Consider the following 19114-nt stretch of genomic DNA (forward strand, 5'->3'; position numbering starts at 1 on the left):
GCCATCCATCTCCCTGACCGGCAAACGCCGCCGCGACTGCTCCCATGTCTTCCCCCGCCGCCACCACTGCCGAAGCGTCCGACAGCGTCTTCGGTGATGCTTCATTCCGCCGTTTCTGGTTTGCGCGCCTGTGCACCACCATCGGGTACCAGATCTTCACCGTGGCGGTCGGCTGGCAGATGTATGACCTGACGCGCGACGCCTTCATGCTTGGGCTGGTGGGGCTTGTGCAGTTCCTGCCGTCCGTTGCGCTGATCCTGATGTCGGGCCACATGGCGGACCGCTTCGACCGGCGCCGCATCGTACGCACCTGCCAGGCGCTTGAAGCGCTGATCGCTGTCGCGATGGCAGTGTCCAGCCTCTCCGGGTGGATCAATCCCGAGCACATCTTCGTGTTCGTGGCCCTGATCGGTGCGACGCGGGCGTTCGAGACGCCCACGCTGCAGGCGCTGCTGCCGAGCGTGGTGACGCCGCGCCAGTTGCCGCGCGCGGTGGCGCTGTCCAGTTCGGCGGGGCAGGCGGCCATCATCATCGGCCCGGCCATAGGTGGCTTTGCCTATGTTGCGGGGCCTGGCGTGGTGTACGCGCTGAGCGCCACGCTGTTCGTGATCGCCGCGGTTCTCGTCAGCGGCCTGTCGCTGCGCCAGCCGGTGCAGCGGCTGACCGCGCCGGTCAGCGTGAAGACGCTGATTGCCGGTTTTGCCTATATTCGCAGCCGCCCGGTGCTGCTTGGCGCGATCTCGCTGGACCTGTTCGCGGTGCTGCTCGGCGGCGCCACGGCGCTGCTGCCGATCTATGCGCGCGACATCCTGCACACCGGGCCCTGGGGGCTCGGGTTGCTGCGTTCATCGCCCGCGATCGGGGCGCTGGTCACCGCGCTGTGGCTGGCCCACCATCCGCTCAACCGCCGCGCGGGGAAGGTGATGTTCGGTGCCGTGGCACTGTTCGGCGCAGCCACGCTGGTGTTCGGCGTGTCGCACTGGCTGCCCCTGTCGATGGTCGCACTGGTGGTGCTCGGCGCATCGGACATGATCAGCGTGGTGGTGCGCTCGACGCTGGTCCAGCTTGATACGCCCGATGACATGCGCGGACGCGTCGGTGCGGTCAACTCGGTCTTTATCGGCGCCTCCAACCAGCTCGGCGAGTTCGAGTCGGGCGTGACGGCGGCGTTGCTGGGCCCGGTCGGCGCCGTGATCCTCGGTGGCGTGGGCACGCTGCTGGTGGTGGCGGTCTGGATGCGCCTGTTCCCGGCACTGACCCACCGCGACCGCCTGCACGACCATCCGGCCTGATGACCGGGGCGCAGAAGTCCAAAGCGTACCCATTTCTGCGTGCATGCATGGTGTCGTCCGGCAACGTCGGGCGGGCGATCGCGGTATAGTCGCCAGGCATTCTTCTGACACGCATGGCCCCCCCTGACACCAGCCTCCACACCGGGAACGATCCGCTGCGACACCATGCGGTGTTCAACGCGCTGACGGGCTCGCGCGCGTCGCTGGAACGCGCCGCCGCGCTTGGCGATGGGCTTGGCCTCGCGCTGTGGCGCAACGGGCATGACGACACTGCCTATGCGCAGCCGGGCCACCATACGCTGTCGGTTTACCTCGAGGGCGGCCACTCGACCTACCGGCTCGACCAGCCCGGCAACCTTGGTGCGCCCGGCCGTCTGTGCCTGTTGCCCGCGGATCATGAATCGCGCTGGCATGTCGGCGGTACCCAGCGCTTCCTGCACCTGTACTTCGATCCCGACTACGTCGCCTGGCACTGCGTGCGGCTGCTCGACCGCGAGCCGCGCGGCCTGCAGTTGCGCGACCTGACCTTCGCGCAGGATCCGGCCCTGTTCGCGCTCGGCCAGCGCCTGGCCATGCTCGACTGGCAGGCGCCCGATGCGCGCATGACCGGCAACGCGCTGGCGCATGACGCCGTCACCCACCTTCTGCTCAGCCATGCGGCACACCGTCCCGATGTCGACTGGCGCGGCGGACTGTCTGCGGTGGCGCGCCGCACGGTGCGCGACTGGATCGAAGCCCATCCCGAACAGAATCCGACGCTCGGCGAGCTGGCCGCGCTGGCGGATTTGTCGGAATACCACTTCGCGCGCATGTTCCGCGTGAGCTTCGGCATGCCGCCGCATGCGTGGATCCTGCGAGCGCGGCTGCAACGGGCGCTGCGACTGTTGGGCGAGCCGGGTCTGAGCTTGCATGAGATCGCTGTGCGCGCGGGGTTTGCCTCGCCCAGCCATTTCAATAACCGCTTCCGTTCAGCGTTCGGCATCACGCCCGGCGCGTGGCGCACCGCCCGCGCGCGCTGAACCGGTTTGCCGCCGGCGGTCGATGCCGGAAACCAATTCGTCTTGCGGTTGTCCTCTAAAAAATAGCGTAAGCCTGTGCAACTGCGTCCTTTGTCGGTGAATGTCTGACATTTAGACTCGACAAGCGCGGTTGATTCGTTGCTTCGCGGCGAATCTCATGCCGCGCGCGGCATTCGCCTGCGCACGCAGAAACGGGTACGCCCACAACCTGGAGCCGCTTCTCATGAACTGGACTATGGACGCCGACAAGATCGAAACCGCGTGGAATTACCTCGTACAGCTTGCCGTGCATCAGGGTATGAACTGCATTGCCGCCGTGGTGATCCTGCTCGCGGGCTGGTGGCTGTCGGCGCGCGCCGCCGCCGCTGTTGGGCGCACACTGGGCCGAACGCATGTGGACGAGACCGTGCGGCCGCTGCTGGCCAATGCGTTCCAGTGGATGGTTCGCGTGCTGACCATCGTGCTCGTGCTGTCGCAGTTCGGCGTGCAGACAGCGAGCATCATAGCGATGCTTGGCGCAGCCGGCCTGGCGATCGGGCTGGCGCTGCAGGGCACGCTGCAGAATATCGCCGCCGGCATCATGCTGGTGCTGCTGCGGCCGTTCCGCGTCGGACAGTACATCGACGCTCAGGGTGTGGCCGGTACGGTGCGTGAGACCGGCCTGTTCATGACCGAGCTGACCACGGCCGACGGTGTGTGCCTGCGCGTGCCGAACGGCAAGCTGTGGGGCAGCGCCATCACGAACTACAGCGAGAACCCCACGCGCCGCATGGACATCGAAACCACGGTGGCCTTCGGCAGCGATATGCACAAGGGCCTGGATGCGCTGCGCAAGATGCTCGCGGACGAACCGCGCCTGCTGCCGGAGCCGAAGCCCGAAGCGATGGTGGTCAACTACACGCAGCAGGGCATTACATTGAACCTGCGCTGCTGGACTTCAAGCGGCGATTACTGGGCCGTGCTTGATGCGTTCTATGAGCGCATCAAGCACGTGCTCGAGGATGCCGGTTGCAAGATCGCGGTGCCTATTCAGGAGGTACGCATGCCGGATCCAGGGGTTACGCCGGTGACCACGCCGCCCGCGGCCGCGCCGGATCCGCGCGCCAATCCGCTGCGGCGCGCGGGTTAGCTCCGTGCTTCAATCGCGCGCGTCTTCGTCCGCGAACAGCGTGCAGGCGCCCGCTTCGGCCTCGCTGACGTTGCGGCGGAAGGTCGCGAACAGGTCGCGTCCGACGCCGTGACGATTGGCCCGCAGATTGGGACGTGCCGATTCGCGCGCGTCCCACTCGGCATCCGCCACCAGCACGGTCAGCACGCCGGCCGGCGCGTCGACGCGCACCATGTCGCCGCTGCGCACGCGAGCGATACCGCCGCCGTTCAGGGCCTCGGGACAGACGTGGATGGCCGCGGGCACCTTGCCCGAGGCGCCGGACATGCGTCCGTCCGTCACGAGCGCGACATGGAAGCCGCGGTCCTGCAGCACTGTCAGCGTCGGCGTGAGCTTGTGCAGTTCCGGCATGCCGCACGATGCAGGCCCCTGCCACGGCAGGACCGCGACGAAATCGCGCTCCAGTTCGCCGCGCTTGAATGCCGCTATCACATCGTCCTGGTGCTCGAACACGATCGCAGGCGCTTCCACGACCTGGTGCTCCGGCTTCACTGCTGAGGTCTTGATGACCGCGCGTCCGAGCTTGCCGTCGAGCACCTTGATGCCACCGTCCGCCGCGAACGGCTGCGCCGCGCCGCGCACGATCGTGTCGTCGAGCGAGGCCTGGGGTCCGTCCGTCCATTCGAGCTTGCCATCGCGCAGCACGGGCTCGCGTGTATAGGCCTCCAGCCCGCGGCCGACCACCGTGTTTACGTCGTCATGCAGCAGGCCGAGTTCGAGCAGCCCGCGAATCACCACCGACAGGCCGCCGGCTGCCTGGAACTGGTTCACGTCGGCCTTGCCGTTCGGATAGACGCGCGCAAGCAGCGGCACCGCAGCCGACAGTTCGTCGAAGTCGTCCCACGTCAGCACGATGCCGGCCACGCGTGCCATGGCAATCAGGTGCAGCGTGTGGTTGGTCGAGCCGCCCGTGGCCAGCAGGCCGACGATGCCGTTGACGAAGGCGCGCTCGTCGAGCACGTCGGCCACCGGCGTATACCGCTCGCCGCCGTGCACAAGGCGCAAGGCCTGCCGCGCCGATTCACGCGTGAGCGCTTCGCGCAGCGGCGTGTTGGGATTGATGAAGGCCGTGCCCGGCAGATGCAGGCCCATGATCTCCATCAGCATCTGGTTGGAGTTGGCGGTGCCGTAGAACGTGCACGTGCCGGGGCCATGATAGGAACGGGTCTCGGCCTCGAGCAGTTCCTTGCGGCCGATCTTGCCTTCGGCATAGAGCTGGCGCACATGCGCCTTCTCGTCGTTGCTCATGCCCGTGGTCATGGGACCGCCCGGCACGAACACCGCGGGCAGGTGGCCGAACGACAGCGCGCCCATCACGAGCCCCGGCACGATCTTGTCGCAGACACCGAGATACAGCGCGCCGTCGAACATCTGGTGCGACAGCGCCACGGCCGTGGCCAGCGCGATCACATCGCGCGAGAACAGCGACAGGTCCATGCCATCCTGGCCCTGGGTCACGCCGTCGCACATGGCAGGCGTGCCGCCGGCGAACTGCGCGGTGCCGCCGGCTTCCAGCGCCGCTTCCTTGAGCCACTTCGGGAAGGCAGCCAGCGGCTGGTGCGCCGACAGCATGTCGTTGTACGAAGAGACAATCGCAAGGTTGGGCCGTTCGTCGGCCTTGAGCCGGATCTTGGCCTCGTCCGGCATGGCGGCGATGGCGTGCGCGAGGTTGGTACAGGAAATCTGGCTGCGCTCGACTTTCTGGCCCGCCATGGCGCGCGTGCGGTCAAGGTAGGCCTGACGCGAAGGGCCGCTGCGCGAGACGATGCGGGCCGTGACCCGTTCGAGTACTGGGTGACGTGGCATAGGTTTCTCCTGCGGGGTTGCTTTCAGCCTAGCGCACTTCGCGGCACGCTGCACGGTGGAAAGCCGCTGCCTGTCGTCACGCAGAAATGGGTACGCTTTGTGGCCCGCGCGCCTCGCCAAGCGGCAGGGACTCACGTAAACTGGCCGGAACTTATGCGCCGCTGCGGGACACTCATTCCATGCGGCCGCATCGGGCAGGTGCCGCGCACGCGCGCGTTCTGACCGCCATCCTCATGCCAAGGAGTCCACGGTGAGCATGCCTGATTTCGACATGGTGCTGTTCGGCGGCACCGGCGACCTGGCCCGGCGCAAGCTGTTGCCGTCGCTTTTTGAAGCCCACCATGCCGGGCTGCTGCACCCGCGTGCGCGCATCCTCGCCACGGGCAGCCAGCCACTGAGCCAGGAAGACTACATTGCGTCGCTGGAGCAGGGCGTACGACCGGGCCTGGCGCATGCGCCGCCCGAGTCATGGGCCGCGTTCCTGGCCCGCATCTGCTACGTGCAGGCCGACGCACGCGTGCCCGCGCACTTCGACGCACTCGCCGAAAAGGTGCTGTCGCGCAGGCCCGAAGTCGTGGTGTGCTACCTCGCCACGGCACCGGACCTGTTCGTGCCGATCTGCGAGCAGCTCGCACGTACCGGCCTGAACACACCCAATGTGCGCATCGTGCTGGAAAAGCCGCTGGGACACGATCTCGAATCGTCGGAGGCGATCAACGCCGCTGTCGCCAAGTTCTTTGCCGAGGACCAGATCTACCGCATCGATCACTACCTGGGCAAGGAGTCGGTGCAGAACCTGATGGCGATCCGCTTCGGCAACGCGCTGTTCGAGCCGCTGTGGCGGCGCGAATGGGTGCAAGACGTGCAGATCACGATTGCCGAGGAACTCGGGGTCGAGACGCGCGGTGACTTCTACGACCACACGGGCGCGTTGCGCGACATGGTCCAGAACCACCTGCTGCAACTGCTGTGCATGGTGGCCATGGAGCCGCCGAGCAGCCTGTCGGAAGACGCGATCCGCGACGAGAAGATCAAGATCCTCAAGGCGCTCAAGCCGATCACGCCCCAGGCCGTGGCGGAGAAGACCGTGCGTGGCCAGTATCGCGCCGGTGCCATTGCGGGCAAGCCGGTGCCGGGCTACCTCGACGAGAAAGGCATTGCCGCCGACAGCCGGACCGAGACCTTTGTCGCCATCAAGGCGGAGATCGCCAACTGGCGCTGGGAAGGCGTGCCGTTCTACCTGCGCACGGGCAAGCGCATGCAGTCGCGCGTGGCCGAGATCGTGGTGCATTTCCGCGATGTGCCGCATGCCATCTTTCCGCGCCCGCTGACGCTGTCGCCGCAGAACCGGCTCGTGATCCAGCTGCAGCCTGAGGAAAGCATCCGCCTGTACTTCCTCGTCAAGCAGCCGGGCGACACGCTGGAACTGACGCCGACCTCGCTCGACCTGGACTTCGCCAACTCCTTCAAGGTGCGTCGCGCGGGCGCCTATGAGCGGCTGCTGCTCGACGTGATCCGCGGCCGGCTGGGCCTGTTCGTGCGGCGTGACGAGCAGGTGCAGGCCTGGCGCTGGGTCGAGCCGATTCTCGACACATGGGAAGAAAGCAACGTGCCGCCCAAGCCGTATACCGCGGGCACGTGGGGTCCGGCGGCGTCATCGGCGCTGATGTCGCGCGACGACTCGCTCTGGCACGAGGAAGCCTGACAAGGAGATAGCGCCATGCGCGAATTCGAGCACGCAACCGCGATGGATCAGGCCGAGGCGCTGGCCATTTCCATCGGCAATGCACTGGACCAGGCGATCCGGGTCAACGGCTGGGCCGTGCTTGCTGTGTCCGGCGGGCGTTCTCCCGTACCGATGTTCGAGCGCCTGCGCTACCGGCCTGTGCGCTGGGAGGCAGTGACCATCACGCTGGTCGACGAGCGCGTGGTGCCGTTGGACCATCCCGACAGCAATGGCGCGCTCGTGCGCGCCCACCTGCTGCGCGAGGCCGCGGCCAGTGCGGCCTTTGTGCCGCTGATCGCGGATGCCGCGGAGGTCGAGGACCCGGCGAGTGCCGTGGCGCGTCTCAACAAGGCGTTCCGCCAACCCGACGTCGTGGTGCTTGGCATGGGCGAGGATGGACACACCGCATCGCTGTTTCCGGATGCGCCCGAACTGCAGACCGCGCTCAGCGACCCGAAGCCCGGGTACCTCATCACCCATCCGTCGACTGCGCCGCATGCGCGGGTGACACTGAATCTTGCCGCGCTGCTGGCGGCCGAGCGTGCTTTCCTTGCTGTCACGGGCCAGGTCAAGGCCGAGGTGCTGGCCCGCGCGATGCAAGGCCCGACGCCGGCGCTGCCGGTCAGCATCGTGCTGGCCAACCAGCGCCGCGGCTTCGACATTTTTCGTGCATGAGCGACGCCATGACCGCTTCGACCGTGTCCGTTGACAGCGCCTATCCGCGCCTGCTTGCCGACGTTGGCGGCACCAACGTGCGGTTCGCGCTGGAAGCCGCGCCGATGCAGATCGGCACGGTGACCGCGCTCAAGGTGGCCGACTATCCGTCGCTCGAGGCGGCCATGCGGCACTACCTCGACGCGCAGTCTGCCTCGGGAGCCACGCTGCCGCTCCATGCCGCCATCGGCCTCGCCAACCCGGTCACGGGCGACCGGGTACGCCTGACCAACCATGACTGGGCGTTTTCGATCGAGGCCACGCGGCAAGCGGTGGGATTGCAGACGCTCGTGGCCATCAACGATTTCACGTCGCTGGCGCTGGGCTTGCCTTACCTCGGCGCGAACGATCTCGTGCAGATCCGCCCCGGCGCACCCGTGGCCACTGCGCCGCGTGCTCTGGTCGGCCCCGGTACCGGCCTGGGCGTGTCGGGGCTGGTGCCGTCGCCGGGCGGCGCCGCCGTGGCACTCGCGGGGGAGGGCGGCCATATCGAACTGATGCCCGTGACCGACGACGAGTGGATCGCCTGGCGCGCCGCGCACGCGAGCCTCGGGCGGGTGTCGGCGGAGCGGTTGTTGTCGGGCATGGGCCTGTCGCATATCCATGCCGCGCTGTCCGCAGAAACGGGTACGCTCCTGGACGTCCCGCTGACGCCGGAGCAGGTCACGACGGGAGCCTTGGCGCGCCACGATCCGCTCTGCGAGCGCACCATGGCCGTGTTTTTCGGCCTGCTGGGGTCGGTCGCGGCAGACATCGCGCTGGTGCTGGGCGCGCGTGGCGGCGTGTACTTGGGTGGCGGCATCCTGCCGCGCTTCGTGCCGGCGCTGCAAGCGTCGGCGTTCAATGCGCGCTTCGTGGCCAAGGGCCGCATGCAGGCCTTTCTCGACAAGCTGCCTGTCTACGTGATTACCGCGCGCTATCCCGCGCTGCCGGGCCTGGCGCGCGCGCTGGCCGATACGCTGCATCACGGCCGCCCACAGATCGGATAAGACATGCGCGTGCTGCTGGTGGAAGACGATGCCATGATCGGCGACAGCGTGAAGCTTGCGCTGCGCCAGGAAGGGTTTGCCGTGGACTGGGTCCAGGATGGCGAGGCGGGCCTTGCCGCCGGCACGCCGACCGGCGGCTCGGGCAGCGCCGATGAAGGCGCGTGCTATGACCTGATCCTGCTCGATCTGGGGTTGCCGCGCCGCTCGGGGCTCGACGTATTGCGTGCCTTGCGCGCGCGCGGCGTGTCCACGCCGGTGCTGATCCTGACTGCCCGCGACGCGGTCGCGGACCGTGTGGCGGGACTCAATGCGGGTGCCGACGATTACCTGGTCAAGCCGTTCGACCTGCAGGAACTGGCCGCGCGCATGCACGCGCTCGCGCGCCGTGCCGAAGGGCGGGCCGAGCCGGTCCTCAGCTACGGCGCCATTTCGCTGAACCCGGCCACGCGCGAGGTCACGCTGAACGGCGAACCGGTGCACTTGTCCGCGCGCGAGTTCTCGCTGCTATCGGCGCTGATGGCGCGCCCGGGCAAGGTCTGGTCGGTCGCGCAGTTGCAGGAACGCCTGTACAGCTGGGATGACGAGGTGGGCAGCAATACGGTCGAGGTCTATATCCACGCGCTGCGCAAGAAGTTCGGTGCCGCGCTGATCCGCAATATCCGCGGCGTGGGCTATGTCGTGCCCCGGCTCGAAGAGGGGCACGGCAACTGATGCGTTCGATCCAGCGAACCCTGCTGTGGTGGCTTGCGGCCGGGCTGATGGCGGGCATTGCCATCGCGACCGTGCTGATCTACGGCCAGGCGCGGCAGGAGGCCAATGCACTGTTCGACTACCAGATGAAGCAGGTCGCGGCGGCGCTGCCGAGCCAGTTCGCTGACCCCGTGGCACCGCCGTTCCTGGTGGAGGGCGGGGCCGGCGTCGACCTGCTGCATGCCGATGAGGACGTGGTCATCCATATCTGGGACGGTTCCGGCCGCAGCCTGTACCTGTCTCACGCGCATCCGGCGCTGCCGGCGCGCGCGGAGCTCGGGTTCTCCAACGTCACCACGGGCGAAGGCGAATGGCGCCTCTACAGCATGCAGCTGGGCCCCGCAGTCGTGCAGATCGCGCAGCCGATGAGTGCGCGACGCACGCTCGCGGCACGCATGGCGCTGCGCACCGTGGCGCCGCTGCTGCTCTTGCTGCCGCTGTTGGCCTGGCTGGTGTGGATGGCGGTGGGCCGTGGCCTGCGGCCGCTGCGCGAGATTGCCACCGAAGTCCGTGCGCGCGACGCGAATGCGCTCACGCCGCTGGCCGTGCGCCCGATGCCCGACGAGATCGCGCCGCTCAGCGACGCGCTCAACCAGCTGCTTGAGCGGCTCTCGCATGCCATCGACACCCAGCGCGCGTTCGTGGCCGACGCCGCGCACGCGCTGCGCACGCCGCTGACGGCGCTGCAGTTGCAGGCGCAACTGGTCGAGCGCGCGGAAGATCCGCAGGCGCGCCGCCAGGCAGTCGGCAACCTGCGACAGGGGCTAGAACGGCTGACCCATCTGGTGACGCAACTGCTGACGCTCGCGCGCCAGGAGCCCGGTGCCGTGACGTTGACGCAGGAACCGCTGGACCTGCACGAGCTTGCCACCGGCGTTGTCGCCGACATGGCCCAGGCCGCGCTGGATCGTGAAATCGACCTCGGGCTCGATGCCGACAGCGTCCCGACTGTGCGCGTTCGCGGCGATACCGATGCGTTGCGCATCCTGCTGACCAACCTGATCGACAACGCGCTCGCCTACATCCCGCGCGGCAGCCGTGTCGACGTGCAGGTCAGGCAGGCGACGGATGGCCGCGCGGTCGAGCTTCTGGTCAGCGACAACGGGCCGGGCATTCCTGCCGCGGAGCGCGGGCGCGTGTTCGACCGCTTCTACCGCGTGCCCGAGGCGCCGACCGGCGGCAGCGGGCTCGGCCTGGCCATCGTGGCCGAGATTGCGCAGTCGCATGGCGCCCGCGTGTCGCTGGAAGACGCGGGCCCGGGACTGCGCGTGCGCGTGACGTTTCCCGCCGCCTGAGGGTGCGCGCCGCTCAGACCGGCGTGAGCAGCGGCTCGCCGGCAAAGTGGCGGCGGGCGTTCTCCAGGAACTGATCCACCGACGCCTGGATCGCCTCGGGCGACCAGCCGGCCATGTGCGGTGTCAGGACGACGTTCGGGCAGTCGAACAGCACCGTCGGTGGTGCCGGTTCGGTTTCGTAAACATCAAGGCCTGCACCACGAACCGTCCCCGCATGCAGTGCCTGCGCGAGCGCGGCGGTATCCACCACGCTGCCGCGCGCAATATTGACCAGAAAGCCCGCCGGACCCAGCGCCGCCAGCACGCCGGCATCGACGAGGTGGCGCGTGCCCGCGCCGCCAGGCGTGGCGATGACGAGATAGTCCGCCCACTGCGCCAGCGCGGTCACGCTGTCGAAATAGCGGTACGGCACCTCGGCGCGCGCCGTGCGGTTGTGGTAGCCGATCTCCAGATCGAACCCTTCGCCGCGCCGGGCAATGCGCCGCCCGATGGTGCCCAGCCCAACGATCCCCATGCGCTTGCCCGAGAAATTCGGGCTCAGCGGCAGCGTGTCGCGCCACTGGCCGGCGCGCGTGGCCTTGTCCAGTTGCGGGACGGCGCGCACCGTGGCGAGCAGCAGTGCCATGGCATGGTCGGCCACGCAGCTGTCATTGGTGCCGGCACCATTGGCCACCGCAATGCCGCGCGCGCGGGCGTGGTCCAGCGCGATGTTCTCGTAGCCGGCGCCGAGTGCGCAGACCAGTTCCAGTTTCGGCATGGCGTCCATTTCCGCCGCGGTCAGGCCGATCGATCCGATGGTGAGTACGGCCTGCGCCGAGGCGCCATGCGTGGCCACGGCGTCGGCGCGCGTGGTGGCATCGGGGCCGTAGTGCACCGTGAATCGCTCGCCGATGCTGGCGAGGTGTTGGGACGACATCGGGTTCAGGACAAGCAGGACGGGCTTCATGACGGGAAACTGCGGAAGGACGTGCCGCGGCAATGCGTGCGGCTAACAGGGAAAGGAGCGCACATTCTATCGCCGGGGCACGGCCTGCGCAGGCACACGGATGCGTACGCAGAAACGGGTACGCTTTGCCTGTTCGCAGAAATGGGTACGCCCGCAGAAATGGGTACGCTTTGGCTCCGGCGCGCCTGCGAAATGCGGCATTTCAGCGCCCCGGACCGACAATCAGCGGCGGAAATCAGGGCTGCCGCAGGCATGCCGCCAGGCACGCAGAAATGGGTACGCTTTTGCCGGCGCGTATCATCGTGCTCTCTTCTACTCTTCCCGGAATCCCTGCATGCGCGCGATCGGCAATTTCCTCTGGTTCATCCTTGGCGGTGTCTTCATGGGCCTGGCCTGGTGGCTGGCGGGGCTGCTCGCGTTCTGCTCGATCGTCGGTATCCCGTGGGGCAAGGCGTGCTTCGTGATCGGCAGCTTCACGTTCTTCCCGTTCGGCAAGCAGGCGATCAGCCGGCGCGAACTGAACCAGCGCGACGACATCGGCACGGGCGCGCTCGGCATGGTCGGCAATGTGCTGTGGTTCGTCTTTGCGGGCATCTGGCTCGCGATCGGCCACGTGATGTCGGCCATCGCGTGCTTCGTGACCATCATCGGCATTCCGTTCGCGATCCAGCACCTGAAGCTGGCCGGTATCGCGCTCGCGCCGATCGGCCAGACGGTGGTGAGCAATGAGGTAGCGGAAGCCGCGCGGCGCGAAACAGCGCGCGGAGAGGTAAACAGTCTGAGGCGTTAAGCGTCGTCGGAAAGCTCGTCGCGGGTAGCGTGGGCGACGAGCCGGTCCAACAGGCTGCCCAGCACTTCTCGTTCCTGCTCGCTCAGGCAGCCGAAGATCTCTTCATTGCGCCGGGCGATCATCGCGATGGCCTGCCGGTACAGCGGCTTGCCCTGCGGCGTCAGCGCGAGCACCACGCCGCGCCCGTCGGCTTCGCTTGCCGATTTGCTGACCAGCCCGCGTTCCACCAACGCCTGTGCCGAACGGCTGGCCTGGCCCTTGGTCAGGTTGGCCTTCTGCGCGAGCGCGTTGACCGACAGCGGCGCAAACGCGCCAATCGCGGCCAGGCAACGGCCTTCGCTGAGCAGCAGGCCGCATTGCTCGAGGTACGCGTAGGCGCTGTCCTTGTCACTGAGCTTGTTGACCTGGTGCAGGCGGTAGGTCAGGAACTGGTCCAGGCGGGGCAGGGCTTTCATGTCGGATCCGTGCGGAGAACCGGAACTTTACACCCGCGCCTCGGCCGTTTCGATCAGGGCGAGCACGGGGGCCAGCGCGTCCTGCCGGCTCATCAGGCCCAGGCAGACCATGGCGAGCAGCAGCGGCGTCTTGTCCTGGCCGACCCGGGCCATGGTTTCGCACAGGCGCGTGTAGGCGAGATCGAGTTCGTCAGCTTGCATGGCGGGCTCCGTCAGCAGGGGTTTGCAGGAAAGGGGCGAGGACGCTGCGGACCTGGTCCGGTTGCGGCGCGCGCCAGCGTGCCAGGACATAGCCGTCCGGACGGACCACGTACAGCGTGCCCGGCTGTGCGCCATAGCGCTGGAAGGCCTGCCCGTCGGGATCGACCAGCGTCCCTTCCTGAGGCGTACTGCCAGCGGGATGGATGGCGAGCAGCTGCACGTTCGCGGCGTGCGCCTGCGCCAAGGCGGCGATGTCTGCCGGCACGCTGCCGCCAAACCACAGCAGCGTGAAGCGATGGCCGAAGCTGGCGGTCAGGTGTCCGCCGTCCACGCGGGCTTCCGGCGCAGGCATGCCCGGCGCCGCAGCGGCGCACTCGCCGCCAAAGTCCGAGGGGCCGTTCAGCGCCGAGTCCGCATACGCGATCGGCGCCGACTGACGCGGATTGATCAGCGAGCGCACGCCCGGCTCATCGAGCGCCAGGCGCAGCGTGGCCTGGCGCATCAGCTCGAAGGCGAAGTTCGGCGGTGCCATGAACTCCGTGCTCTTGGCACCGTATGCGATGTTCTGGCGCGTGGCGTGCACGCGCTCCGTGGAATAGCTGTCGAGCAGGCTGGCATCGGCGCGGCCCTGGAGGACCCACGCAAGCTTCCACGCCAGGTTACCCGCATCGTCGAGGCCGGAGTTGAGGCCGCGCACACCGAAGATCGGCACCAGGTGTGCCGCGTCGCCCGCAAACAGCACGCGCCCGTGCCGGTATGCATCGAGCGTCAGGCACTTGGCGTTGTAGATCGAGATCCACAGCGGTTCCCACGGTTCGGTCTCGCCGATCATGTCGAGATGGCTCTGCACGCGGGGCAGCACGTTCTCTGGCTTGACGGCTTCGACCGGGTCCTCGTCGTCGCGGATCTGGTAGTCGATGCGCCAGACGTCGTCGGGCTGGCGGTGCATCAGGATGGTCGAGCCCGGGTTTGACGGCGGATCGAACCACGCCAGCCGCTCCACGTCGCGCTGCGTCTTCTGCACGATGTCGACGATCACATAGCGGCCTTCGTACTGCGTGCCTTCCATGCGCAGGCCGAGCTGTTCGCGCACGGTGCTGCGGCCGCCGTCGCAGGCGACGAGCCACTGCGCGCGGACCTCTTGCGTGCCCTGCGCGGTTTCGATGTTCACGCTGACGCCGTCCGCCTCGTGGCGCACGGCGGTGACGCGCGCATTGAAGCGCACATCGGCAAGCGGCCCGCATGCAAGCGCGGCCTGGTGCGCGAACGCTTCCAGGTAGTACTGCTGGATGTTGACCATCGGCGCGAAGCGTTCGCCGGGTTCGCTCGGCATGCGGAAATGCAGCACCTCGGCATCGCGGTAGTAGCTGCGCCCGCCCACCCACGGCAGGCCCTTGTCGACCGTGGCCTGGTCCGCGCCGACCCAGCCGAGGATCTCCAGCGAACGGCGTGACATGCAGATCGCACGGCTACCCGCGCAGTACCCGTCATCGGCCTCGATCACGAGCGAGGCGATGCCCTGGCGCGCGAGCAGGGCGCTCAGCGCCAGGCCGACCGGGCCACCGCCGGCGATCAGGACAGGAACCTCGGACGGCCATGGCCGCGCGTCGGCGACGGGCGGCACGGGCAGCGCCGCGGAGGCGGGGGCGGAACGATCTGACATGGACAACCTCGGCAATGTAGTTGTGTGCGCAACTATATCGGCATAATAGTTGCGCACGAAACTAGCGTAAACCCCTGCGTTCGATACTCTCGCCTATGCTTTGCAGGAAGCACTTCTCCGGCTCATTGTCTGCCTGCCATGCCATCTGTTCCGTCCGAAGCCGCACCTCGCCTGCATTGGCTGCCCGCGCCCGGGAGCTGGCAGTACCACGTGCTGCTTGGTGCGGCGGGCATGCTTGTGCTCGGCCCGCTGGGCGGAATCGCCGCGGCGTACATGAACTTCTCGCTCGGCTTCTTCGTGGGCGGGCAGGTGCTGGCCGGGATACTTGGCTCGGTGGTGACATGCGGCTATGGCGCATCCGGCCGGCACGGCGCCAACTACATCCAGACCGCGGCCGCGTCGGTGGCCGGCATGGGCGGCATGGCCGTGGTGATCCAGGCGATGAGCTGGCTCGGGCTCGCGCAGCCGCCGCTGTGGCAGCTCGTGGGGTACATGCTGTGCATCGGCATGTATGGCGTCGGCGTCGGCATGCTGTACACGCCGCTGCTGGTCGACCGCATGCAGCTGACGTTTCCGTCGGGCCTGGCGGTCGCCAATATCCTGCGCGCGCTGACCGATCCGCTGCTGCTGCGCCGCTCGGTGTCGCGGCTTGCGGGCGGCATGGCGGTGGGGCTTGTGAGCGGGCTCTGGTTGTCCAGGCTCGCACCGCTGGCCGCGCTCGATATCTCGGCATCGACCTTCGGCGCCGGGATGATCGTCAGCGCGCGCATCGGCATTGCCGCGCTGAGCGGTGGCCTGGCAGGCTGGGTGATGACGCCGTATTTCGTCTCGATCGGCTGGCTTGCGCCGGGCGACCCGTACCGCAAGATCACGTTCCTGATTGCGCTGGGCATGATCGTGGGCGCGGCAGTGGTCGACGTCTCTTTGCTGGCCGCACGTGCATGGCGGCAGTGGCGTACCCGCGCAGCGCCCGCGGCAGCCCGTGTCGACGGGCCCGGCTTGCGCTGGGTTGCGGCGTGGGTGGTGCTGTGGGGCGCGGCCGTGGTCGCGGCGGGCGTCGCGTGGTTCGGGCAGCCGGTCGGCTACCAGCTGATGGCGGTGCTGCTCGTGCTGGTGTTCGCGCTCGTCAACGGCATTTCGGTGGGCATGGTCGACCAGAACCCGATCTCGTCGGCGTTCGTGCTGTGCGTGATCCTGATGGCGGCGGCCGGGCTGCGTGCGCCGCACGTCGGCCTGATCGCCGCGACGGTGCTGCTGGTGTCCACTGCCGAGGCGTGCGACATGCAGCAGGACCGCTCCACGGGCTGGCGCCTTGGCAGCAGCCGCGTGGTGCAGTTCGGCTATCAGGTGGCGGGGATCATCGTCGGGGCGCTGCTCGCGGTCGCGCTCGCGCGGCTGTTCATGCAGGCGTATCCGGTGCTGGCACTGGACCAGACCACGCTGACGGCCGACCAGCAGCCGGCGCGCTGGACATCGGCGATGACCTACAAGATCGTTGGCGTGCTGCGCGGACTGGCCGAGTCGCGCGGCTATCAGCATCTGGCCGTCATCCTCGGCGTGGCGATTGGCCTGGTGACCGAAGTGCTGCGCAAGGCGCTGCGCGCGCATGACGGCTACGTGCATTTTGCCCAATCCGGTCGAACGGGCAGGGTGCTGGATTTCGCGCTGGACGCCGTCTTGCTGCCTTCGCCGTATGCATCGTCGTTCGGTGGCTTCGTCAACCTGCCCGCCGCGGCATGGATGGCGGCCGGCGGCATCGTGGCCGGTCTGACCGAGGGGTTCGGCGCGCGTCGCCCAAGCCGTTCCCTGCCGGAGGACATGAGCACCCCATCGCTGATTGGCGGCGGCATGATCGCCGGCGACGCGCTGGCCGCGCTGGCCATCGGCATGGCAGGGCTGTTGGCCGTCACACGCGGCTGACTGTCAAATTTTATTGACGCTTCTGTCCAATGTGGGATGGATTGTCAAATCAGATGGCGCGCGTACCATTGCGCCAAGACTGTCGAACTGGCTTGACTGGAGAAACGCCATGGCCCTTGACCAAGAATCCTTTGCCCTGCTGCGCGCCTCGGTGCAGCGTTTCATCGACGAACGCCTGAAGCCGGCCGAAGACACGCTCGAGGAGCTCGACGACGTGCCGGCCGACATCGTCGCCGACATGAAGGAAATGGGCCTGTTCGGCATCTCCATCCCTGAAAACTACGGCGGTATCGGCCTGTCGATGTCGCAGGAATGCGACGTGGTGTATGACCTGGGCCACACCGCGTTCGCGTTCCGTTCGGTGTTCGGCACCAATGTCGGCATCGGCTCGCAGGGCATCCTGATGGATGGCACCGAGGAACAGAAGCAGGCCTACCTGCCGAAAATCGCCAGCGGCGAGCTGATCATCTCGTTCGCGCTGACCGAGCCGAACGCCGGTTCCGACGCGGCTTCGCTGCAGACGAAGGCCGAACTCGATGGGGACCACTACGTCATCAACGGCACCAAGCGCTTCATCACCAACGCGCCGCGCGCGGGCGCCTTCACGCTGATGGCGCGCACGGGCGGCCCCGGTGCGTCGGGCATCTCGTCGTTCATCGTGCCGGCCGACACCCCGGGCATCTCGCTCGGCAAGCCGGACAAGAAGATGGGCCAGCGCGGCACCAAGACCTGTGACGTGGTGCTCGAGAACGCGCGCGTGCCGGCCGCCAACATCATCGGCGGCGTACCGGGCGTGGGCTTCAAGACCGCGATGAAGGTGCTCGACCGCGGCCGCCTGCACCTCTCGGCGCTGGCGTGCGGCATGGCGCACCGCCTGATCACCGATGCCGTGGCCTATGCCAAGGAACGCAAGCAGTTCGGCAAGCCGATCGGCGACTTCCAGCTGATCCAGGGCATGCTGGCCGACAGCCAGGCCGAGCTGTACGCCGGCCTTTCGATGATGCGCGATTGCGCCCAGCGCTATGACGCCAAGCCGGCCGGCAAGAGCGATCCCGAAGTCAGCATGCTGGCCTCGTGCACCAAGATGTTCTGTACCGAAATGGTGGGCCGCATTGCGGACCGCGCGGTGCAGATCCACGGCGGCGCCGGCTATATCGCCGAATACACGGCCGAACGCTTCTACCGCGACGTGCGTCTGCTGCGCCTGTACGAAGGCACCACGCAGATCCAGCAGGTCATCATCGCCAAGCATCTGCTGCGCGACTGATGGCCGCGACAGCAGGGCGCGAAAAGAGCAGCCTGCCGGACATCCGCGGCGCGCATCGCCTGCGTGCCGTGGTGGCTACCTACCGGCCGGACTTCCCGGCCTACACGCTCGCGGTGTCGCCGGCCGCGTTGCTGGCGCTCAGCGCCATGCCTGGAGAACTGGCGGCAGCGCGTGATCCGCGCGCGCATGCTCACCTGGAACGCTTGCGGGAAGACGTGCATGGCAGCGGTATCGCGCTGCCCGGTGCGATCGTGGTGGCCGTGAGCGGTGGGCACATGCATTGCGAGTGCGACCACCTGTATGCGCTGGAAATGCGCCCGCAGGCCGGGGACCGGCTGATCGTGATCGATGGCTATGACCGCCTGCTGGCGCTCGCCCACAGTGAACGTCGCCATTGCCAGACGCTGGTGTCGGCGGTGTTGTGGCACACCGCCATGCAACCGGCGCCCGCTGCGTGTGGCGGGGCCGCTCACGAGGCGACCGCCAGCGCGATGGCGCAGTCGGCGGCCGCGCGCTGGGCCAATGCCGCGCGCGTCTGGCACTGAGTATCCGGAAACGGGTGAACGAAGCATGCCTCCGATTGGCGGCATGTTTGTTTTCGGGGGGCGGAATTCGATTCTGTGAGTGGCGCCCTATTCGGCAGGCCAGACGCTGTCCACATCCCGCAACAGATGCCCGGCGAGGATGTAGTCGCCAAGCCGCGTCGCCTTGGCTTCCAGGTCGAGCAGTTCGTGGTCCGTCAGCGTGCCCAGATCGAACTGGCAATACAGGTTGCGCTGCCTGAACGTGGTCTTGACCTTGGCCAGGCCTTCGATCAGCGCTTCGCGCGAGCGTACGGCGACGCTTTCCTGGCCGCGATACTGCACCTTGATCCCGCGCTTCTCCCCGAGCCTGCCGAGTTCGACGGCGTCCTGCCATCCGGTCTCGTAGTCCAGCTCCAGCGCCAGCACTCCTTCCGCAGCGAGAAGCCGGAGCGCTTCCGCCTTGCTGCCAGCCCGCACGATTGACATCCACACCTCTTGTCTCTACTTATACTGTACGAATATACAGTCAACACCAGGGCACGGCAAGGGGCGCGCCGTGGGGTAGCGCCCCCGCAAGCCGGCGCGTCGG

General features: G+C 67.7%; 18 protein-coding genes. 12 read left to right on the forward strand and 6 right to left on the reverse strand.

Annotation, left to right across the window (positions count from 1 at the left end; translation table 11 throughout):
• Window positions 1-44: 44 nt before the first annotated feature.
• From KHO41_RS26880 to KHO41_RS26890, 3 genes are all read left to right on the forward strand, one after another.
• Window positions 45-1292, forward strand: coding sequence for an MFS transporter (locus KHO41_RS26880; RefSeq protein WP_211956293.1), 1248 nt, complete (start codon window positions 45-47; stop codon window positions 1290-1292).
• Window positions 1293-1405: 113 nt separating this feature from the next.
• Complete coding sequence (locus KHO41_RS26885; protein ID WP_244874044.1) at window positions 1406-2311, forward strand: helix-turn-helix transcriptional regulator; 906 nt, start codon at window positions 1406-1408, stop codon at window positions 2309-2311.
• Window positions 2312-2534: 223 nt separating this feature from the next.
• Complete coding sequence (locus tag KHO41_RS26890) at window positions 2535-3440, forward strand: mechanosensitive ion channel family protein (protein WP_211956294.1); 906 nt, start codon at window positions 2535-2537, stop codon at window positions 3438-3440.
• Between the two features lie 9 nt (window positions 3441-3449).
• Here the strand turns inward: KHO41_RS26890 and edd are convergent, their stop codons facing one another.
• Complete coding sequence (gene edd / locus KHO41_RS26895; RefSeq protein ID WP_211956295.1) at window positions 3450-5285, reverse strand: phosphogluconate dehydratase; 1836 nt, start codon at window positions 5283-5285, stop codon at window positions 3450-3452.
• 256 nt (window positions 5286-5541) lie between these two features.
• On the opposite strand from edd, the gene zwf reads away from it, so the two are divergent.
• Genes zwf through KHO41_RS26920 form a run of 5 tightly spaced genes read left to right on the forward strand, consistent with a single transcriptional unit; the run spans window position 5542 to window position 10759 of the window.
• Window positions 5542-6990: a glucose-6-phosphate dehydrogenase gene (gene zwf, locus KHO41_RS26900; protein WP_211956347.1), complete on the forward strand. Its 1449-nt coding sequence runs from the start codon at window positions 5542-5544 to the stop codon at window positions 6988-6990.
• 15 nt (window positions 6991-7005) lie between these two features.
• Window positions 7006-7686, forward strand: a complete 681-nt coding sequence (gene pgl / locus KHO41_RS26905; protein WP_211956296.1) for a 6-phosphogluconolactonase — start codon at window positions 7006-7008, stop codon at window positions 7684-7686.
• Window positions 7683-8714 carry a glucokinase gene (locus tag KHO41_RS26910; protein ID WP_211956297.1) on the forward strand — a complete coding sequence of 344 codons (1032 nt, stop codon included), beginning with the start codon at window positions 7683-7685 and terminating at the stop codon, window positions 8712-8714. Before pgl ends, KHO41_RS26910 begins: the two co-directional genes overlap by 4 nt.
• A 3-nt stretch (window positions 8715-8717) precedes the next feature.
• Window positions 8718-9425, forward strand: coding sequence for a response regulator (locus tag KHO41_RS26915; RefSeq protein ID WP_211956298.1), 708 nt, complete (start codon window positions 8718-8720; stop codon window positions 9423-9425).
• Window positions 9425-10759, forward strand: a complete 1335-nt coding sequence (locus tag KHO41_RS26920; protein ID WP_211956299.1) for a sensor histidine kinase — start codon at window positions 9425-9427, stop codon at window positions 10757-10759. Before KHO41_RS26915 ends, KHO41_RS26920 begins: the two co-directional genes overlap by 1 nt.
• A 13-nt stretch (window positions 10760-10772) precedes the next feature.
• On the opposite strand, the gene KHO41_RS26925 is transcribed toward KHO41_RS26920, so the two are convergent.
• Window positions 10773-11705 carry a 2-hydroxyacid dehydrogenase gene (locus tag KHO41_RS26925; protein ID WP_211956300.1) on the reverse strand — a complete coding sequence of 311 codons (933 nt, stop codon included), beginning with the start codon at window positions 11703-11705 and terminating at the stop codon, window positions 10773-10775.
• Between the two features lie 334 nt (window positions 11706-12039).
• Here KHO41_RS26925 and KHO41_RS26930 point away from each other — a divergent pair, with 334 nt between their 5' ends.
• Window positions 12040-12495, forward strand: coding sequence for a YccF domain-containing protein (locus KHO41_RS26930; RefSeq protein WP_011301433.1), 456 nt, complete (start codon window positions 12040-12042; stop codon window positions 12493-12495).
• Here KHO41_RS26930 and KHO41_RS26935 read toward each other — a convergent pair.
• From KHO41_RS26935 to KHO41_RS26945, 3 genes are read right to left on the reverse strand one after another with little or no spacing between them, the layout of a single operon-like run.
• Window positions 12492-12950 (reverse strand): MarR family winged helix-turn-helix transcriptional regulator, encoded by a 459-nt coding sequence (locus KHO41_RS26935; protein ID WP_211956301.1) that lies wholly within the window; start codon window positions 12948-12950, stop codon window positions 12492-12494. The genes KHO41_RS26930 and KHO41_RS26935 overlap by 4 nt on opposite strands.
• Window positions 12951-12977: 27 nt before the next feature.
• The gene (locus tag KHO41_RS26940; RefSeq protein WP_211956302.1) at window positions 12978-13151 is read right to left on the reverse strand and encodes a hypothetical protein; all 174 of its coding nucleotides are present in this window, start codon (window positions 13149-13151) and stop codon (window positions 12978-12980) included.
• Complete coding sequence (locus KHO41_RS26945; RefSeq protein WP_211956303.1) at window positions 13141-14814, reverse strand: FAD-dependent oxidoreductase; 1674 nt, start codon at window positions 14812-14814, stop codon at window positions 13141-13143. The genes KHO41_RS26940 and KHO41_RS26945 overlap by 11 nt, the downstream gene beginning before the upstream one ends.
• A gap of 138 nt (window positions 14815-14952) precedes the next feature.
• Between KHO41_RS26945 and KHO41_RS26950 the strand changes: the two genes are divergently transcribed.
• The 3 genes from KHO41_RS26950 to KHO41_RS26960 all read left to right on the forward strand — a co-directional run bounded on the left by KHO41_RS26950 (window position 14953) and on the right by KHO41_RS26960 (window position 18546).
• Complete coding sequence (locus KHO41_RS26950) at window positions 14953-16734, forward strand: OPT/YSL family transporter (RefSeq protein WP_211956304.1); 1782 nt, start codon at window positions 14953-14955, stop codon at window positions 16732-16734.
• A 109-nt stretch (window positions 16735-16843) separates the two neighbouring features.
• On the forward strand, window positions 16844-18001 hold the full coding sequence (locus KHO41_RS26955) for an acyl-CoA dehydrogenase family protein (protein WP_211956305.1): 1158 nt from the start codon (window positions 16844-16846) through the stop codon (window positions 17999-18001).
• Window positions 18001-18546 carry a hypothetical protein gene (locus KHO41_RS26960; RefSeq protein WP_211956306.1) on the forward strand — a complete coding sequence of 182 codons (546 nt, stop codon included), beginning with the start codon at window positions 18001-18003 and terminating at the stop codon, window positions 18544-18546. The genes KHO41_RS26955 and KHO41_RS26960 overlap by 1 nt, the downstream gene beginning before the upstream one ends.
• Window positions 18547-18633: 87 nt before the next feature.
• Here KHO41_RS26960 and KHO41_RS26965 read toward each other — a convergent pair whose 3' ends face one another.
• Window positions 18634-19011 carry a hypothetical protein gene (locus KHO41_RS26965; protein ID WP_041680317.1) on the reverse strand — a complete coding sequence of 126 codons (378 nt, stop codon included), beginning with the start codon at window positions 19009-19011 and terminating at the stop codon, window positions 18634-18636.
• Window positions 19012-19114: the final 103 nt, after the last annotated feature.

Source organism: Cupriavidus numazuensis, from assembly GCF_905397435.1.
Taxonomy (GTDB): Bacteria; Pseudomonadota; Gammaproteobacteria; order Burkholderiales; family Burkholderiaceae; genus Cupriavidus; species Cupriavidus numazuensis.

Coding starts and splice junctions, on each gene's coding strand:
- KHO41_RS26910 (WP_211956297.1), top strand. CDS start 7,683: ATGAGCGACGCCATGACCGCTTCGACCGTGTCCGTTGACAGCGCCTAT.
- KHO41_RS26950 (WP_211956304.1), top strand. CDS start 14,953: ATGCCATCTGTTCCGTCCGAAGCCGCACCTCGCCTGCATTGGCTGCCC.
- KHO41_RS26920 (WP_211956299.1), top strand. CDS start 9,425: ATGCGTTCGATCCAGCGAACCCTGCTGTGGTGGCTTGCGGCCGGGCTG.
- KHO41_RS26925 (WP_211956300.1), bottom strand. CDS start 11,705: ATGAAGCCCGTCCTGCTTGTCCTGAACCCGATGTCGTCCCAACACCTC.
- zwf (WP_211956347.1), top strand. CDS start 5,542: ATGCCTGATTTCGACATGGTGCTGTTCGGCGGCACCGGCGACCTGGCC.
- KHO41_RS26930 (WP_011301433.1), top strand. CDS start 12,040: ATGCGCGCGATCGGCAATTTCCTCTGGTTCATCCTTGGCGGTGTCTTC.
- KHO41_RS26955 (WP_211956305.1), top strand. CDS start 16,844: ATGGCCCTTGACCAAGAATCCTTTGCCCTGCTGCGCGCCTCGGTGCAG.
- KHO41_RS26945 (WP_211956303.1), bottom strand. CDS start 14,814: ATGTCAGATCGTTCCGCCCCCGCCTCCGCGGCGCTGCCCGTGCCGCCC.
- KHO41_RS26885 (WP_244874044.1), top strand. CDS start 1,406: ATGGCCCCCCCTGACACCAGCCTCCACACCGGGAACGATCCGCTGCGA.
- edd (WP_211956295.1), bottom strand. CDS start 5,285: ATGCCACGTCACCCAGTACTCGAACGGGTCACGGCCCGCATCGTCTCG.
- KHO41_RS26880 (WP_211956293.1), top strand. CDS start 45: ATGTCTTCCCCCGCCGCCACCACTGCCGAAGCGTCCGACAGCGTCTTC.
- KHO41_RS26965 (WP_041680317.1), bottom strand. CDS start 19,011: ATGTCAATCGTGCGGGCTGGCAGCAAGGCGGAAGCGCTCCGGCTTCTC.
- pgl (WP_211956296.1), top strand. CDS start 7,006: ATGCGCGAATTCGAGCACGCAACCGCGATGGATCAGGCCGAGGCGCTG.
- KHO41_RS26935 (WP_211956301.1), bottom strand. CDS start 12,950: ATGAAAGCCCTGCCCCGCCTGGACCAGTTCCTGACCTACCGCCTGCAC.
- KHO41_RS26915 (WP_211956298.1), top strand. CDS start 8,718: ATGCGCGTGCTGCTGGTGGAAGACGATGCCATGATCGGCGACAGCGTG.
- KHO41_RS26890 (WP_211956294.1), top strand. CDS start 2,535: ATGAACTGGACTATGGACGCCGACAAGATCGAAACCGCGTGGAATTAC.
- KHO41_RS26960 (WP_211956306.1), top strand. CDS start 18,001: ATGGCCGCGACAGCAGGGCGCGAAAAGAGCAGCCTGCCGGACATCCGC.
- KHO41_RS26940 (WP_211956302.1), bottom strand. CDS start 13,151: ATGCAAGCTGACGAACTCGATCTCGCCTACACGCGCCTGTGCGAAACC.